Origin of the sequence: Staphylococcus sp. HMSC059F04, from assembly GCF_001812565.1 — a bacterium.
Classification (GTDB): Bacteria; Bacillota; Bacilli; order Staphylococcales; family Staphylococcaceae; genus Staphylococcus; species Staphylococcus lugdunensis.
The window spans coordinates 215,723-231,393 of record NZ_KV809468.1; the positions used below are offsets into that span (position 1 = coordinate 215,723).

Sequence of the window (15,671 nt, forward strand, 5' to 3'; positions counted from 1 at the left end):
ACAGAATTCATAATGAATTCGTAGTCCCGCCCCATAGAGGTTGACTAGGATGAAAACAAGCTTGGTATCAGCGTATTTTCAATCCAGTCAAACTACTGTCAATATATAGTTCTTAGCCTAAAACATAAAGATGTTCCAAACTGATTTTACAATCAGACATGAATGATGCTTAAAATGCTTGTTGAGCTACAAATTCTTATCTGCACACTATTACGACTGTATCTGTATTATTCAGTTAATGCTTGTCTTAATGTTTTAATATTTTTAGCCATCAATGACTGATATGTTGCATCTTTGTCATCTTTTGTTAGCACAGCCATATTATGGAAACTTAATGGTTTCGTATCTGTTTCTGATTTAATGACATCCGTTGTTTTGTGTGGAATATTTTGTTCATACAATACATACGGCTGTTTTGATTTTTTGATTTCTTTGACGATATCCATGACTTTCTTTTGACTTGGTTCGTCATCATTCATACCGTTTACGCCTTCTTGTTCAAAATCATAGCGTTTTGCCAAGTATCCAAGTGAATCATGTGAGATAATGACTTTGTCTCGTTTTTTATTTTTTGAGATATCTTTCATTTGTTGATCAATATGGTCGATATCTTTGATTAATTTTTTGTAGTTATCTTCATAATATTGTTTATGCTTACTATCTTTGGCAATAAGTTCATCTTTGATTTCTTTAGCAAATTTTTTATTGAGTACAGGATCTAACCATACATGTGGGTCATGTTGTGTGTCCTCATCTTCATCTGCTTTAATTATGTCTTTTTTAGCCATATCTTTAGTTAATTGTAATTTCTTATCATCTTTATTGATGGCTTTGCCAATTTTTTTGGCAACTGGATCCATATCATCGCTAGAATAAACAAATAAATCACTCTTAGCAATATTTGTCATTTCCTTTTGCGTTGGCTCATAACTATGTATATCCGTGCCTTTCGGATAGATTGATTTCACATTGACATATTTACCACCAATTTGCCCAATAAAGCTTTGGAACGCAAAGACGGTTGTATAAACATTTAACTTATTATCCGCACTTACTTTCTTATTGTCCTCGCTCTTACCACCACATGCTGTAAGTGTTATCGTTAAAATAATGGTTAATATACCTACTAGTAACTTCTTCATAACCTACTCCTCTAAATCGTAATTATTACGCTTAAAACTATATACCTAGTTTCTAAATAAATCAAGCCCTTAAACAAATTTTTTGATGTTAATATAAAATTTCTTATATTAGTAATCTCACAAAATATCTTTATACATGCAGAAAACCCGAGATACTCAATTAAATTGACCTTCTCGGGTTTTTAGCTATTATTTGGCTGGTACTACTGCACCGTCATATTTTTTATTAATGAAGTCTTTAATCTCTTTAGATTGTAATACTTCGATTAAAGCTTTAATTTTTTTATCATCTTTATGGCCTTTTCTTACTGCAATTAAATTCGCATATGGGTTGTTTGTTGCTTTTTCAAGAACGATTGAGTCTTTTTTAGGACTTAATTTTTGATCAATTGCATAGTTTGAATTGATAATTGCTGCATCTACATCTTGGTTTTGGTAGATTTTAGGTAAAAATTCTGCCGATTGTTTGTTATTAAATTTAATATTTTTCTTATTTTCTACAATGTCACTGAACTTCGCATCTTCAATTTTTACGCCTTTTTTAATTTTAATTAAATCTGCATCCACAAAGAATTTTAAGAATCGACCTTGTTCAGCTGGGTTATTTGAAACATAAACTGTTGCACCATTTGGTAAATCTTTTAAACTTTTATATTTTTTAGAGTAAACAGCTATTGGTTCTAAGTGTACGTTACCAGCTGATTCAATTTTATAACCTTTTTCTTTACTTTCTGTTTTTAAATAAGGTGTGTGTTGGAAGTAATTGGCATCGAGTTCACCTTTATCTAACAATTTGTTTGGCGTTGTATAGTCATTGATTGATTGTATCTTTAAGTCATATCCTTTTTTCTCTAATAATGGTTTAGCTTTTTCTAAAATTTCAGCATGTGGTGCTGGTGAAGCGCCGACTTTAATAGTCTTATCTTCACTGTCTCCCTTACCACAAGCCGCTAATGCGATCGTTAATACGAATACTGCAACTAAAGTTAAAATCTTCTTCATCTAATCATTCCTCTTTCCTTCTTATCGTTTGTCTAATTTATTTGTAATCCAATCCCCAATAAATTGAATTATAAATACAATAATTAAAATAAATACCGTCGAAACTAAAATGACATCATTTTGGTTACGAGTGAAACCAGTAAGGTAAGCTAGGTTACCTAAACCACCTGCACCAATAACTCCGGCAACAGCTGTTGAGCCAACTAAAGCAATTGCTGTCACTGTAATGCCGGAAACGAGTGCTGGCATCGATTCAGGAAGTAATACCTTTCTTACTATGGTAAGTGTGGTAGCACCCATTGACACTGAAGCTTCAATGACACCTTTATCAATTTCTTTAAAGGCGATTTCAACTAATCTTGCATAAAATGGTGAAGCGCCAATGATAAGTGCTGGCAAGGCTCCGGTTGGTCCACTAATCGTACCTAAGACAATGCTTGTAAATGGAATTAGTAGCAAGATTAAAATAATAAATGGTATCGCTCTAAATAAATTGACTACAAATGACACAATACTATAGAAAATACGTGCACCTACTGAATTACTTTTCGCTGATAGGAATAAAAGCACACCTAAAATCAAGCCAAAAATAAACGCAAAAATGGTTGATATAATAGTCATGTAGAGTGTCTCGTAAATCGCTGTCCAAACTTCTGGCCATTGCACATTTGGCATTGTCACCATCTCATGGAAGATTTCGCTATATGATTTACCCATGTCTTAGCACCTCCACATTGACACCTTTTTTATGTAATCCTTCAGTAAAATGATCAAAGTCTACTTCTGAAATATGTGGTATATGAATCACTAAAAATCCTATTGTGCCATTGCGCGTATTCTTAATATCTGCCTCAAGAATATTAACGTCTATGTTATGTGTTTTGGTAATATAAGACACGATAGGTTGTGTCGTGTTATCACCGTTAAAGTTTAGACGCACGACATAAGCATCGTGTGCTAGTGGCTCGAGTTGATCTAATGATTCCTCAAAATCGTTATTTAAATCATCTTTTACGAAACGACGTGTCACTTCATGTTGCGGATTTTCAAAGACATCACTTACTTTACCTTGCTCAATCACACGGCCATTCTCCATGACAGCAACTTGATCACACACGCGTCGAATGACGTGCATTTCGTGTGTAATTAACACGATCGTTAAGCTCTGACTTTTTTTAATTTTTAATAACAAATCTAAAATTTCATCTGTTGTTTGCGGATCAAGGGCACTTGTCGCTTCATCGCATAGTAGAACATCAGGGTCATTCGCAAGTGCACGCGCAATGCCTACTCTTTGCTTCTGTCCACCAGATAATTCAGAAGGAAACGCATGTTCTCTACCTTTTAAACCCACTAATTCAACTAACTCAAGCGCACGTTTGACGGCAAGTCCTGACGGAACGCCTGCAATTTCAAGGGGAAATTTAATATTGTTTAATACGGTTCTTGACCATAATAAATTAAAATGTTGAAAAACCATGCTTACCTTTTGGCGTTTTAAACGCAGTTCTGACTTAGATAACTGACTCATGTTATCACCATCGATGATGATATCTCCTGACGTTGGGGACTCGAGTTGATTGAACATTCTGATTAATGTGCTTTTACCGGCGCCAGAAAATCCAATCACACCGTAAACCGAACCAGTTGGTATATTTAAATCAACGTGATCAACTGCGAGAACATCTTTTTTCTTTGTGTGATAACGTTTAACAACTTGTTTTAACTCAATCACGTTAAGTGCCTCCTTATGTAGCTGTATCTAATTAAAAATGCTTCCTCAAACTTTAGATGTTTGAGAAAGCATTTATATATCCTTTCTCTCATCTTCTAAAGTTTAACTTTATGTGAATTGGCACCATTTCTATTTCTAATATAGACGGTTGCCGGGCTTCGCAGGGCACATCCCTCCACCTCTCTCGATAAGAGTTTTCGCATTATTTAATTAATTTTAATCCTACCATTATGGTAATATTTCGTCAACTACTTTTTTAAATTTTCTAACAAATAAGGCACCGATTGAAATGCATAGATTCGTTTCAACTCTTGTGTTTGATTCATTAGCAGTAACACAGGGACTGATTGAATTTGATAATGTTCACTAAATTCCGGATAGAAATTCAAATCAAGCTTGGTTACTGGTAGTTGTAACATTTCATTAGCAATATCTAACATACGTTCAGATATTTTACACGTTCCGCACATTGGTGTATAACCAAAGATAAGGTGACGTGGTTGTTGTGCATGCTCTGTTATTTCAGAGATGTTGATATCTTTAGTCATTCGCTAAGACGAACCTTTCCATGTTTAAATGAGGCATGAGCTGTTGTTCTTGTCGAACCATGAACCCATGCTTGTGCAGTACTTTGGCTAAATATTTCTTAGGGCAGCGCGCAACTTCGCAATATGTTCTATCTATATAAATATGTTCACTTTCACTCAAATAGCGTTTAAACCATTTACGAATATTGGCGCCTTCATCATCTGAATCTGCCAGGATAAAAACCTGTTTGCCATAAAGTGATTCTATCATATCATCTATCTTATCTATACTCATTGTACCGTGTGTACAAATAATGTGAACGGGCTCAGCAATCACTTGTTGTACCCTTTTCTTATCTGATTTACCTTCTACAATAATAACTTTATTTACAAGTGTCATGTTCATCCACCTTCTACAGTTACATATTATAAGACAGTTACTTCTATACAAAAACGCGTGTCTCTAAACATTGAAATGCTGTAAAAATAATTATTATTTTGTTGCGTTTAGATTAATCATGTTAACAAAATGTTATATTACCAATAAACTGGTCATATACCTTTGTTTATAACTGATGATAGAAAAAACTCCAAGATACGTATATCAAGGAGTTCATCGCTTTTATTCGCCAATCATTTCAGCATATTGTTCTGCAGATAATAATTCATCTAATTGGCTTTCATCATCTAATTCAACTTTAACCATCCAAGCCTTTTCGAATGGTGATTCATTCACAAATTCAGGACTATCTTCGAGCTCTTCATTTGTTTCAATGATTTTTCCAGAAACAGGTGCATAAAGTTCTGACACTGTTTTAACAGATTCAACACTACCAAATGTATCCCCTTCGTTAATTTCATCATCAACGTCTGGTAGTTCAACGAATACAATATCACCTAATTCGCCTTGCGCGTATTCAGTAATACCAATTGTTACAACATTTCCGTCAACTTTCACCCATTCATGTTCCTTAGAATATTTTAATTCGCTCGGTACTGTCACGAAAATCCCCTCCTAAAAATAATTACAGTTTAATGATGCCATACCGTCTGCATTCATTCAACTATTATTCATAAAACTTTGAATAATTTCTGCACATATAATAATATATGTAAACTGTATTATATTATGCTAACCACGTTTCTTTATATTGGTCTTCTTTAAATCCAAGTGTGATTTTATCTCCTGAGATTGCAAGTGGACGTTTTACCAACATACCATCGCCAGCTAATAACTCTAATTTTTCATCTTGCGTTAAGTCTTTCAACTTATTTTTAAGTCCTAATTCACGATATTTAGCACCGTGTGTATTAAATAGTTTATTAACTTCCACACCTGTTTTCTTAATGATTTGTTCAAATTCTTTTTTAGTTGGTGTATGTTGCACAATATCGATTGGTTCAAAGCTAACGCCATAATCTTTTAGAAACTTTGCAGCCTTTTTACAAGTTGTACAATTAGAATATTGATAAAATTTTATCATTCAGTTGTAACCTCCTATAGTAGTTACGTTTAATATAACAGATATTAAATGAAAACGCTCTATTTTTTAAGCTGAATTTTTTATTAAAAAAGTAAATTTAGTTATAATACGATTACGACATTGACTAAAGGAGCGCATCAATATGGAAAGTATACAAACAACTGAAAATTTTAATAAGATTATTCAAAGTGATCAGCCTGTCATCATAAAATTTGAAGCGGGTTGGTGTCCAGATTGTAAAGCAATGGATTTATGGATTGACCCTATAATTGAAAAATACAATGCCTATCAATGGTATTCAGTCAATCGAGATGAGTTAGAAGATGTTGCTGCAAATCATGATGTAATGGGCATTCCTAGTTTATTAATCTTTAAAAATAGTGAAAAATTAGCACACTTACATTCAGCAAATGCGAAATCACCCGAACAGGTTGAAACTTTTTTAGCTGAAACTTTTCAAGCATAAAGCAAAAGCATGAAGTTCCGACATAACCAGTCGTAACTTCATGCTTTATTTATTAGAATTTTTCTATAAGATTTTTGTTTTTACGTTGAACATGTGGCATATCAACTGATAAGTCTGTAAGATATAACAATCCTGCAATGGCTTCATCACCAGCGATACCAAAGATTTTACGTACTTTAGGTTCAAAAATATAAGGTGGTGTTTTCCAACAAGTGCCAATTCCTGCTTCATGTAATAATAACATTAAGTTTTGAGCATAAGCACCCAAAGCAAAGAAATTCTCTCTATTTTGACGTTGGCGTGGATCTGTTTTCACAACCAATACCAATATACCGCCTAAACGCGTTACCGTTTGATAATGATCTTGCTGTTTATCCACACTATCTGGGAATGCATAAGGCGTGATTGCTTCACTCATATCCCCTAGTCTATCCTTTGTAATGTGAATCATGCGCCAAGGTTCTCGCATGCCATGGTTTGGTGCATCTGCTGCTTGTTCAATCGCTTGATATAATGCTTTATCGTCGATTTCGACATCATGTTTAAATTTCTTAATACTTCTTCTATTTGCAATCGCTTCTTGTAATTCCACGACGTATCTCTCCCTTTTTCGTTGATAACTATTATCAATTATATGCGAGTTTATGAGATTATTCAATTATCGTATTTTTGATAGAAATTGATGATGTCATGTAATTGCGTAACTTGTATTTGACCAGGCGCTTTAGGTGTGTCAATACAGCCATAAGACATTGTACCTCCAAATAGCCCCTGAGCCGTACGGGAAATCACACCAAGTGATGACATCGAAATACCAATGACCTGTTGATCAACTGATTGCGCTGTAATCGACAATACATCTAATAATCTTAGTACATCACTTTGATTTTCAGGCATCACTGCTAATTTCAAATAGTCAGCTGGAAATTGACTCATTTTATAAAAGATAAAATGTAATGCTTCGCTCTCCGGTGTATGTTGAAAATTATGATGTGATAAGATAACCGCTTTATGTTGTGCTTTCAAATGTGATATACATTGATAATAAATATCAAATGGTAAATGATTATGCCATTCCACATCGACCATATCAATGCCTTGAACTTTAGCCAATCGTTTTAGTAACGCGAGATAATTTTGCTCATCTAAAACCCCTTGACCCCCTTGTGATTCTGTACGATACGTCACTAAGATTTGAGGTTTGAAAGACAATGTTGCCAGTTGTTCCAAATTATCTTGTAGTAAACGATCTATATCCGTTTGCCATTGATCAATTCTAAGCTCTATAATATCAATGGCATGATGATCACGTTCTATCTTTGCTAATAACGTGTGATCTAAACGGCCTTTAGGTGCAATCGTTGCTGCTATGTTTACTTTAGTCATGGTGATCCCTCACTTTTAAATTCGCTTATTAATTATATTTTAAGTGACAACGACTAACTATGACAAATGTTGGTGTTCGATGATTGAAACAAATTGCAGTGGGTATAGCATGAGTACAAACATTTTTAGGAGGTCTTTATTCATGGCAGTACAATATGAAACAAAAGCAACAAACGTTGGTGGCCGTAAAGGACACGTTCAAACAGACGATAAAGCGATAAATGTAGATGTATTACCACCTCAACAAGCTGATGGGAATGCGACAAATCCAGAACAATTATTTGCTGCTGGATACGCCTCATGCTTTAATGGTGCATTTGATTTAATTTTAAAACAAAATAAAGTAAGAGATGCACAACCAGAAGTTACATTAACGGTGCGCTTAGAGGATGATTCAGAGTCAGAAAGTCCGAAATTATCTGTAGACATCCATGCAAAAGTTAAAAATGTATTATCTCAAGAAGATGCGGAAAAATATTTACAAGATGCTCACGAATTTTGCCCTTATTCAAAAGCAACACGAGGTAATATCGATGTTGATTTAAGTGTCGAAGTCGTCGACTAATGATAGTTAAATCATATCATCTAAAAATAAATTTTATGTCTTTTTTATGACGGAATTGATCAGTCAGCAATGACTGCGATTCCGTCTTTTCATTTCTTCAAATCTCTACGCTCTCATGCGTTTTCCTTAGATTTTAACCCCATACAAATACACCACATTTTTTACAAAATACCATTGTAATAATACCTTTTTTAAAAAAGAATGAAATAAATATATAAATTTCAAACCTTAGCATATTGCATTGTTAGTTTATTTATTTTATTATCATCTTAATACAAGACTTTATTTTTTATTAATGGAGGGCGCTATGAGTGATATTAGAATATTGACGTTGGATGACTTAGCACAATATAAAGCGTTATTAGAAACCGGAGACCATGCCTTTAATTGGGATAAAATTTATTTAACTCATATCACTGAAGAAAATTTAAATCTACTATTATCTCCAGATATGACTTATGCTTATATCTTTGGGATGTTTGATCAAAATGAACTTGTAGCGGCAGCCACATATTATCAAATTCAGTTTGTCGGTAGAGAGCATAAAGCAAACTTTGAAGACCTGTTTGTTAAAGAAAATAACCATGATTACAGCAAAGCTTTGATTCGTCATATCTTGCAATATGCCGAAGATCATCAAATTGAAAAAGTTATGACGTCTATTATTTCTAATAACATAAGCGATAAGATTATGTATAGCTCCATAGGCTTTGAGACTTTAGGCTATGAAGAAGATGCCTATAAAATTAACGATGAATATCAAGATGTTCATTGGCTTATTTACCATACTAAACGTGCAAAACAAAAGAATGATTAAAAATGTTTAAAATAAAGCTGCTCTAGCGATTTGCTAGTGCAGCTTTAAACTGTCAACAAGTTCTCCTACTTTATTAGCAGTAGCTGACAAGGACTGAAAATACGCTTATATCAAGCTTGTTTCAATCTTAGTCAATCTTGCTAAAGCGAGAATACAAATTCAAAATAAATTCTGTCCCACTTTCTAATTTCTCTAGTAATAATACCTCAACATATTGTTAATTTTTCAATTATCATTAATAGGATTTATCACTTCAATAAACTTAAATGCGCCATCTTTATATGAAAATTTTAAGATATGGCAATTTCCCGCTTCGAAAAACTGCTCGCGTTCAACCCAATAATCTAAAAAGACCCCAATTGTGCTCCCATGACTCACTGCTAATGTACATCCTTGGCTATCATGTTCCATAACCTGTGTTAATGTCTCTATCATACGCGTCTGTACTGCTTGTCTTGCCTCACCACCAAACGGTACAACATAATCTCCATATAGTACACCTGGCTGTTTAATTTTGCGTAGTAATTGAATACTCTCCCCTTCAAATAAACCAAATGACCATTCTTTTAACCCTTTAAGTCGCGTATATGGTTGCCCAGGAATTGCATGTTCTAATGTATCCGATGCACGTTCTTGTGTAGATGACACTGCGCTATCAAATTTAATTTGATGTTGCGTGAAATAATGACCCGCTGCTTGTGCTTGTTGTACACCTAAGTCAGTTAATGGCGAATCGCTTGAACCTTGGATTCTACCTTTTAAATTAAATAATGTTTGTCCATGTCGCATTAAATATAATATTTTTTCCATAAAAACACTCCTAACCCTGCAACATATGATGTAATAAAAACCGTCACATCAACGTAACGGTTTAGGTCTATAGTTCTATTTTATCACGATTCCACATGTATCATTAATTATCTTAGCACTTTATTATCATTGCAGCTTGCTTACTATCACAATAAAAATGACTAGGTTGTGTTTGACTTAAATATATACGGGTATAACTTAACATTGGATTTACAATTTCTAAGGAGTGTTTGTGATGACTACTAAAAGTGAATACAAGTATGTTAATCCTAATAATCTCTCATTAGAATGGGAATGTTTAATTGTTAGCAAGAGTGACATGGTGCTTGACGGCGTACCACATGAACTCATTAGCAGTTGGATTGATAATGAAATCATCCAACCATATTCCATTAAAGGGAATGAAATTAACTTTAAAACACGGGATGTATGGCAAGCTTTACATGAACAGAATTGGTACTACACACAATCAAACTAATTTATACAAGCTAATGGCTCTATTAGTGCTTTCAATCAGTTGCTGATTGGCATATTTTGATATCACATATTCGCGAATAATTTTGTTATTTTTTTCATCTTTTGGGAATTCGCAATCATTCAAAATATAGTTTGCTAAATAGCCTAATGGCGTATCATCATTACTAAAATCGATGATAAAGTCATAAAATGTCATCGTTATACCTCCCCTTAATTTCTTTTGATTATTAGGTTTATTAAAACTTACTTTCTTATTTTATTATATCTTAGCATATTACTAAAGATTATGCATGTTATTTTCATACAATTTTAATAGTGTTGTGCGCTTATATCATTGTTCTTAGTAAAGGTGAAAATAATTTCACATCATCAATGGCTTTACTAATCCACATATATCGACATTAATCACCTTTAAAAGTATATTTTTTCACAAAATTAATTATATTTTGATAAATGTGTCTAAATTGTGAAATAAAATATTTCATTGCAATTGCTATGATAGAACGACTATATTTTCAAGAGTGATTCTTTCCATCATTAGTTTGGCTTTGGCTTTTATACATCTTTCTATTAAGTGTTATAATGAATTAAAATTAATCATAGAATAATGTATAAAGTTAATTGTCTATAGGAGGTGGCTAAGATGAGCACACATTTAACAATTTTATTATGGTTAGGCATCATTTTTGTCGTTGCTGCATCTTTGATACTATTTAAATTGCTTCGAACAAAAGCTGGTTCAAAAAAAGAATCATATCTTGGCTTTACAGTGGTGTTCTATATATTTGGTATTGCACTTCTCATATATGTTTTAATATTTGGCGTATTATAGAAGCTCTATTGTATGAACAAAACAAACTGGGACATCATTCCCAAAATAATTGCACAAAGATGGTTTGAAATAAATCATCTTTGTGCTTCTTTATATATTTAAGCTCGCTTGCTTAGAAGACAGCTTCAACCACCCCAGCTTGTTTTGTTAAAAAACTATTTTAGCCAGTTATTCTGTGCTTGGGGGCCCGTCGATTGTTTGCTATAATTGGGTAAACTATTAGATAGATAGAAGGTGTTTGTTGAGTTGGTTTTAAGAAGATTAAATATATTTATTATTGTTGGTGTTATTTTGTTTTTTGTCAGCTTAATACCAGCTACTGAGACTCAAAACACTCGTATACACAATAAAGATTTCAAGCTGCAGCCAGGCGATATTATTTTAACAAAAGGTCCTGTTTTATTCGGCTTTTTTGGACATTCAAGTATTGCCATAGACCATGATACTGTACTCCAGATTGAAGGACCTGGTGACAAACCAATTGTGGAATCTTTTGAATCATTTAAACATCGGTTTGGCGACGGAAAAAATGACTGGATAAAGGTTTATCGTAGTGTTAAACCAGGCGCTGGTATCAAAGCAGCACAATGGGCAAAAGCGCATTACAAAGACAGCGATAAAACCTATCTCGTAACATTAAACTTGAAGAGTGAAAATTATACATATTGTACCAAAATTATCTATCAAGCTTATAAATATGGTGTTAGTGACAATGCAATTAATGACCAAGGCTTAAAAATTATTTCCCCTTATGCACTTGTAGACAATTTTTCCAAAGACTATCGCTTGAAACTCGTTTATGATTATTAAAAAATATAAAGGCATATTTTTAGTGATATAATGGCGATACATTAAAGCTAGTTTGCAGTATTCATATGCTTTACATAATCATATACATTAAATTAACGTTCAAGATATCACTCCTATATTACCCGTATATATCTTGTATTTAAGTTCTTTTTCTTTTAATATATATTTACATTTTACATATAAAACATCCGAAAAATGGATGAAAAAAGCTTGATATAAGCGTATTTTCAATCCAGTCAACTACTGCCAATATATATCGTTCATAGCCTAAAATATAATGATGTGCCAAACTGTCTCTGTTGGGCCCACCCCAACTTGCTGTGCTTGACGAAATGCGCTTCGCATTTCTCTCTGTTGGGGCCCCACCCCAACTTGCGTTGTTCGTTGAAATGCTTGACGCATTCCTTTTTGTTGGGGCCCCTATTCTAGTTTGTATAGGTTGATGTGGGTGTTTTTTGTGTCTTTTAGGTCGATGTAGGTGATGGATGTGAATGGTATGATTCGTGTGGTTTGGGGCATGGGGTAGATGATGACTTCGTTTTGGTAGTCGATGTTTATGTCGTTTTCTAGGGTGATTCTTTTGGCTCCTACGACAATAGTAATGGGGTGAAAATCTTCGTTTTGGAAGTATTTTCGTAATAGATCTTTATTCATAATCATCACGTCCTTCACTTATTTTCTATCCTTTTTTTGTAAAGTTTGGATGAATTTTATGTATTATATGCGTTAATCTTTAAATTTATTTAATTTTTTTAGCATTTATAATGCTTTAAAGCCGCAAATGCTTTATATTTAAATTGTTTTCAATTATACTTTCTAAAGTTTAAGTTTTATATTATTTTTTACTAAAAGGAGTTTTTATGCAACGACACTGGAATAAAAAATATTATTATGCCTTGGTTATTGGCCTTATTGTAACAATTATCGCCCTTTTTAGTGCGATTTATTTTACGCGTCAAAATGCCGTTAACCAAACCTCAGATACCTACAAAGATTTTAATGACTTAAAGCATCACACGACACAAAACAAAGACTGGAAAATTAGCACTAAGCATGTGAAAAACGATAATATTTTAATCACTGCCATACATGGTGGTGGGATTGAACCTGGATCGACTGAAATTGCTCGCCGCATTGCTAATATAGGGAAGTATGATTTTTATAGTTTTCAAGGATTATTACCTGCAGATAATCAACGTTTACATATTACTTCAACCAATTATGATGAACCTCAATTAATGAATATGCTAGCAGCTACAAAAGAAACGATATCGGTTCATGGCTTTAATGGTGAAGATCCACTTATTTACATCGGTGGAAAAGACAAATATATGGCCAAAGCGATTCGCACTGAACTGCGCAAAGCTGGCTTTACTATTAAGTCTAGCCCTAAAGGAATTGAAGCAATGTCGGAAGATAATTTTGTTAATCAAAATGGCACTGATTCAGGTGTGCAATTGGAGTTAACTACGAAACAACGTCAACTCTTTTTTAAAGACTTGAAACTAGATAAAACAACACGTAATAACAGTGATAATTACACGCATACTTTTTATAAATTTGCGAAAGCTGTTCATAAAGGGATAGAAAAAGCAAAATAAGACATTTTTATTACAATATGCCGTTCAAAACATTTCCTGACTATATAGAGGGTATTTATAGGTATATGATGTTTTTTAGGAGGCATATTTATGGATGAATTAACGCAAGAACAAAAATATACCATTGCAAAGTTTTACAAACTTTACATGGAACGCTCAAATGCTGGTCAACCTGAGGATAAAGCAAACGACTTTAAAGATTCTGTATCAGCACAAGACGCCTATTTTTGTGATAGAGATTATCATGATTTTGTTGAAAATTGTAAGGTGCTCATTAATAATGGTTATATTAATGGTGATGTGTCAGGGGATCGCATCAATCATATAAGTGTAACGACTAAAACTTTTGTAGAATTTGAACAAAGTTTTAGTTAATATATAGAACTATACGATAATGAAAAAGGTGATAACATGCCAGCATGGGATATTCATATTCAATCTAAACACAACATCGCTGTTCAAGAATTTGAACAAAGCCTTTCAGTTATAGAGCCAATTGATGATAGTAGTTTTCAAATATTAGCAGAAATTGACTTAAAAGGTGAAACGCCCACTACATATCTTTTCGATGATACGTTGGTGATTGATATACAATCAGAAACTACAGAAATAAAAATCTTTGATAAATAGTAATCATATGTTTTGCGAGGCGCATAAACTTGCCTCGTAATATTTTTATTGTTATAGTATATTTATTATACTAAATATACTATTGAAAGGGTGGTTTTTTGAAATTTGGCCTTCTTCTAATTCGTGTCATGTTAGGCATTACATTCACTGTTCATGGTGCTCAAAAAGCAATCAGTGGTTTTCACGAGCCTATGACAATGATGTCTAATATGGGCTTCCCTGCATTTGTCGGCATTTTATTAGGCCTCTTTGAACTTGTTGGTGGTATCATGATGATTGTCGGTCTATTAACTAATTACATCGCTATTGGCTTCATAGTCATTATGCTTGGTGCACTGTTCACGGTTCACTTACCGCAAGGCTATATGGCTTCAGAACTCCCTCTTTTATTATTAGTTATGAGTATAGCTATAGCCGTTAGCTATCAATGGAAAAAATTATTTCAACCATATTAATATTTATAACTTGCGCCTCACTGCATCATATATGCTGTGTGGCGTGCTTTTTGTTTTAACTTCTTTACTATTTTTATATAACACTATTCTGCTTACTTTATACATAAAAAGTCATATGTTGTTTGTCATCTTTATAATAAGCTAGACGATCTTGCAACGTGCCAGTATGAAGTTCTAATTTATGACCATCTGGATCTGTAAAGTAAATTGATTTTTTTATCTTTAAGATGTCTTAGTCGTCCATTTAAAATAGGTACTTCATGCTTTTCAAGCCAATCATACCAAGCATCAAAATCTTTATTTTCAATAGAAAAGGCAATATGTGTATAGGAATATTGAATCTCGTTTCTTGGTATATTTTGTTCTTCATTCAAAGCAATCCACAATCCTCCAATATTAAAATAAGCTGTAGTTCGTCCTTGTACTAATAAATCACCTTGAAGAATACGTTCATAAAAGTCTATAGATGTCGCTAAATCAGCTACAGAAAAACAAATATGGTTAATGGCTTGTATCATTATATCTCTCCTTTATTTTTTCTATATTAATCTGTTATAAGCGTCTTAGAGCTACCGATAAAATAAAGTCATATGTTTCTTGCTCTGAACACATACGATTTTCTCCTTTGTATAGCTCATTCCTTAATTAAAGACACATTTTATTACTTTCATTCCCTATTTTATTGGGATAAGTATGTCACCACTATTTCAAAATTTTCAACTAGCTTAGTTTTGTTCTTTTATATAAAATTTCACCCTTAACATTAAAATATAACGCTAAGGGTGATGCGTCTGAGACATCATAACGTTTTAGGCTATGAACGATATATTGACAATAGTTGACTGGATTAAAAATACGTTTATATCAAGCTTTTTCAGTCCCAGTCAACCTTGGTAAAGCAGGACTACGAATTCATAATGAATGCTGTCCCG

The 15,671-nt window shown here is 33.2% G+C and carries 23 protein-coding genes, 1 pseudogene and 1 riboswitch; of the genes and pseudogenes, 10 read left to right on the forward strand and 14 right to left on the reverse strand.

Annotated elements, in window-relative coordinates; all coding sequences use genetic code 11:
- Positions 1-227 precede the first annotated feature (227 nt).
- The 8 genes from HMPREF2864_RS05925 to HMPREF2864_RS05960 form a co-directional block, all read right to left on the reverse strand.
- Positions 228-1,142 (reverse strand): metal ABC transporter solute-binding protein, Zn/Mn family, encoded by a 915-nt coding sequence (locus tag HMPREF2864_RS05925; protein WP_070544944.1) that lies wholly within the window; start codon positions 1,140-1,142, stop codon positions 228-230.
- Positions 1,143-1,331: 189 nt separating this feature from the next.
- The gene (locus HMPREF2864_RS05930; protein ID WP_070572141.1) at positions 1,332-2,144 is read right to left on the reverse strand and encodes a MetQ/NlpA family ABC transporter substrate-binding protein; all 813 of its coding nucleotides are present in this window, start codon (positions 2,142-2,144) and stop codon (positions 1,332-1,334) included.
- Positions 2,145-2,165: 21 nt separating this feature from the next.
- Positions 2,166-2,861 (reverse strand): methionine ABC transporter permease, encoded by a 696-nt coding sequence (locus tag HMPREF2864_RS05935; RefSeq protein ID WP_002459652.1) that lies wholly within the window; start codon positions 2,859-2,861, stop codon positions 2,166-2,168.
- Positions 2,854-3,879 carry a methionine ABC transporter ATP-binding protein gene (locus tag HMPREF2864_RS05940; RefSeq protein ID WP_070544945.1) on the reverse strand — a complete coding sequence of 342 codons (1,026 nt, stop codon included), beginning with the start codon at positions 3,877-3,879 and terminating at the stop codon, positions 2,854-2,856. Before HMPREF2864_RS05940 ends, HMPREF2864_RS05935 begins: the two co-directional genes overlap by 8 nt.
- Before the next feature lie 85 nt (positions 3,880-3,964).
- Positions 3,965-4,073, reverse strand: a riboswitch (SAM riboswitch).
- Positions 4,074-4,127: 54 nt separating this feature from the next.
- On the reverse strand, positions 4,128-4,427 hold the full coding sequence (locus HMPREF2864_RS05945) for a thioredoxin family protein (protein ID WP_002459654.1): 300 nt from the start codon (positions 4,425-4,427) through the stop codon (positions 4,128-4,130).
- Positions 4,420-4,806 (reverse strand): toprim domain-containing protein, encoded by a 387-nt coding sequence (locus tag HMPREF2864_RS05950; protein WP_002479304.1) that lies wholly within the window; start codon positions 4,804-4,806, stop codon positions 4,420-4,422. Before HMPREF2864_RS05950 ends, HMPREF2864_RS05945 begins: the two co-directional genes overlap by 8 nt.
- A gap of 222 nt (positions 4,807-5,028) precedes the next feature.
- On the reverse strand, positions 5,029-5,409 hold the full coding sequence (gene gcvH, locus HMPREF2864_RS05955) for a glycine cleavage system protein GcvH (RefSeq protein WP_002459656.1): 381 nt from the start codon (positions 5,407-5,409) through the stop codon (positions 5,029-5,031).
- Positions 5,410-5,533: 124 nt separating this feature from the next.
- Entirely contained in the window at positions 5,534-5,890 is a 357-nt protein-coding gene (locus HMPREF2864_RS05960; protein ID WP_070544946.1) for an arsenate reductase family protein, read from the reverse strand.
- A 142-nt stretch (positions 5,891-6,032) separates the two neighbouring features.
- Here HMPREF2864_RS05960 and HMPREF2864_RS05965 point away from each other — a divergent pair, with 142 nt between their 5' ends.
- Positions 6,033-6,356, forward strand: coding sequence for a thioredoxin family protein (locus tag HMPREF2864_RS05965; protein WP_002493033.1), 324 nt, complete (start codon positions 6,033-6,035; stop codon positions 6,354-6,356).
- 52 nt (positions 6,357-6,408) lie between these two features.
- On the opposite strand, the gene HMPREF2864_RS05970 is transcribed toward HMPREF2864_RS05965, so the two are convergent.
- Positions 6,409-6,948 carry a nitroreductase family protein gene (locus tag HMPREF2864_RS05970; protein WP_002459659.1) on the reverse strand — a complete coding sequence of 180 codons (540 nt, stop codon included), beginning with the start codon at positions 6,946-6,948 and terminating at the stop codon, positions 6,409-6,411.
- 62 nt (positions 6,949-7,010) lie between these two features.
- Entirely contained in the window at positions 7,011-7,742 is a 732-nt protein-coding gene (gene aroD, locus HMPREF2864_RS05975; protein WP_070544947.1) for a type I 3-dehydroquinate dehydratase, read from the reverse strand.
- A 142-nt stretch (positions 7,743-7,884) separates the two neighbouring features.
- Here aroD and HMPREF2864_RS05980 point away from each other — a divergent pair, with 142 nt between their 5' ends.
- A complete protein-coding gene (locus HMPREF2864_RS05980; RefSeq protein WP_002459661.1) occupies positions 7,885-8,307 on the forward strand; it encodes an organic hydroperoxide resistance protein in 423 nt (140 codons plus the stop codon).
- 307 nt (positions 8,308-8,614) lie between these two features.
- Positions 8,615-9,124, forward strand: coding sequence for a GNAT family N-acetyltransferase (locus tag HMPREF2864_RS05985; RefSeq protein ID WP_002479307.1), 510 nt, complete (start codon positions 8,615-8,617; stop codon positions 9,122-9,124).
- 225 nt (positions 9,125-9,349) lie between these two features.
- On the opposite strand, the gene HMPREF2864_RS05990 is transcribed toward HMPREF2864_RS05985, so the two are convergent.
- Positions 9,350-9,934, reverse strand: a complete 585-nt coding sequence (locus HMPREF2864_RS05990; protein ID WP_002459663.1) for a histidine phosphatase family protein — start codon at positions 9,932-9,934, stop codon at positions 9,350-9,352.
- A 235-nt stretch (positions 9,935-10,169) separates the two neighbouring features.
- Between HMPREF2864_RS05990 and HMPREF2864_RS05995 the strand changes: the two genes are divergently transcribed.
- The gene (locus HMPREF2864_RS05995; RefSeq protein ID WP_002459664.1) at positions 10,170-10,412 is read left to right on the forward strand and encodes a hypothetical protein; all 243 of its coding nucleotides are present in this window, start codon (positions 10,170-10,172) and stop codon (positions 10,410-10,412) included.
- Here the strand turns inward: HMPREF2864_RS05995 and HMPREF2864_RS06000 are convergent.
- Entirely contained in the window at positions 10,404-10,607 is a 204-nt protein-coding gene (locus tag HMPREF2864_RS06000) for a YozE family protein (RefSeq protein ID WP_002459665.1), read from the reverse strand. The genes HMPREF2864_RS05995 and HMPREF2864_RS06000 overlap by 9 nt on opposite strands.
- 447 nt (positions 10,608-11,054) lie before the next feature.
- Here HMPREF2864_RS06000 and tsaT point away from each other — a divergent pair, with 447 nt between their 5' ends.
- Positions 11,055-11,243, forward strand: a complete 189-nt coding sequence (tsaT, locus tag HMPREF2864_RS06005) for a type II toxin-antitoxin system toxin TsaT (protein ID WP_002459666.1) — start codon at positions 11,055-11,057, stop codon at positions 11,241-11,243.
- A gap of 246 nt (positions 11,244-11,489) precedes the next feature.
- Positions 11,490-12,053, forward strand: coding sequence for a lipoprotein N-acylation protein LnsA (gene lnsA, locus HMPREF2864_RS06010; RefSeq protein ID WP_002479309.1), 564 nt, complete (start codon positions 11,490-11,492; stop codon positions 12,051-12,053).
- A gap of 420 nt (positions 12,054-12,473) precedes the next feature.
- Here lnsA and HMPREF2864_RS12305 read toward each other — a convergent pair whose 3' ends face one another.
- Positions 12,474-12,707 carry a hypothetical protein gene (locus tag HMPREF2864_RS12305; protein WP_002459669.1) on the reverse strand — a complete coding sequence of 78 codons (234 nt, stop codon included), beginning with the start codon at positions 12,705-12,707 and terminating at the stop codon, positions 12,474-12,476.
- A 206-nt stretch (positions 12,708-12,913) separates the two neighbouring features.
- Here HMPREF2864_RS12305 and HMPREF2864_RS06015 point away from each other — a divergent pair, with 206 nt between their 5' ends.
- The 4 genes from HMPREF2864_RS06015 to HMPREF2864_RS06030 all read left to right on the forward strand — a co-directional run bounded on the left by HMPREF2864_RS06015 (position 12,914) and on the right by HMPREF2864_RS06030 (position 14,739).
- Positions 12,914-13,654 (forward strand): poly-gamma-glutamate hydrolase family protein, encoded by a 741-nt coding sequence (locus HMPREF2864_RS06015; RefSeq protein ID WP_070481761.1) that lies wholly within the window; start codon positions 12,914-12,916, stop codon positions 13,652-13,654.
- A 90-nt stretch (positions 13,655-13,744) separates the two neighbouring features.
- Positions 13,745-14,029 (forward strand): hypothetical protein, encoded by a 285-nt coding sequence (locus HMPREF2864_RS06020; protein WP_062078702.1) that lies wholly within the window; start codon positions 13,745-13,747, stop codon positions 14,027-14,029.
- 36 nt (positions 14,030-14,065) lie between these two features.
- The gene (locus tag HMPREF2864_RS06025) at positions 14,066-14,284 is read left to right on the forward strand and encodes a hypothetical protein (protein ID WP_070544948.1); all 219 of its coding nucleotides are present in this window, start codon (positions 14,066-14,068) and stop codon (positions 14,282-14,284) included.
- A gap of 98 nt (positions 14,285-14,382) precedes the next feature.
- Positions 14,383-14,739: a DoxX family protein gene (locus HMPREF2864_RS06030; RefSeq protein WP_070544949.1), complete on the forward strand. Its 357-nt coding sequence runs from the start codon at positions 14,383-14,385 to the stop codon at positions 14,737-14,739.
- A 97-nt stretch (positions 14,740-14,836) separates the two neighbouring features.
- On the opposite strand, the pseudogene fosB reads toward HMPREF2864_RS06030, so the two are convergent.
- Positions 14,837-15,257 (reverse strand): annotated as a pseudogene (gene fosB / locus HMPREF2864_RS06035) (FosB/FosD family fosfomycin resistance bacillithiol transferase).
- Positions 15,258-15,671 lie beyond the last annotated feature (414 nt).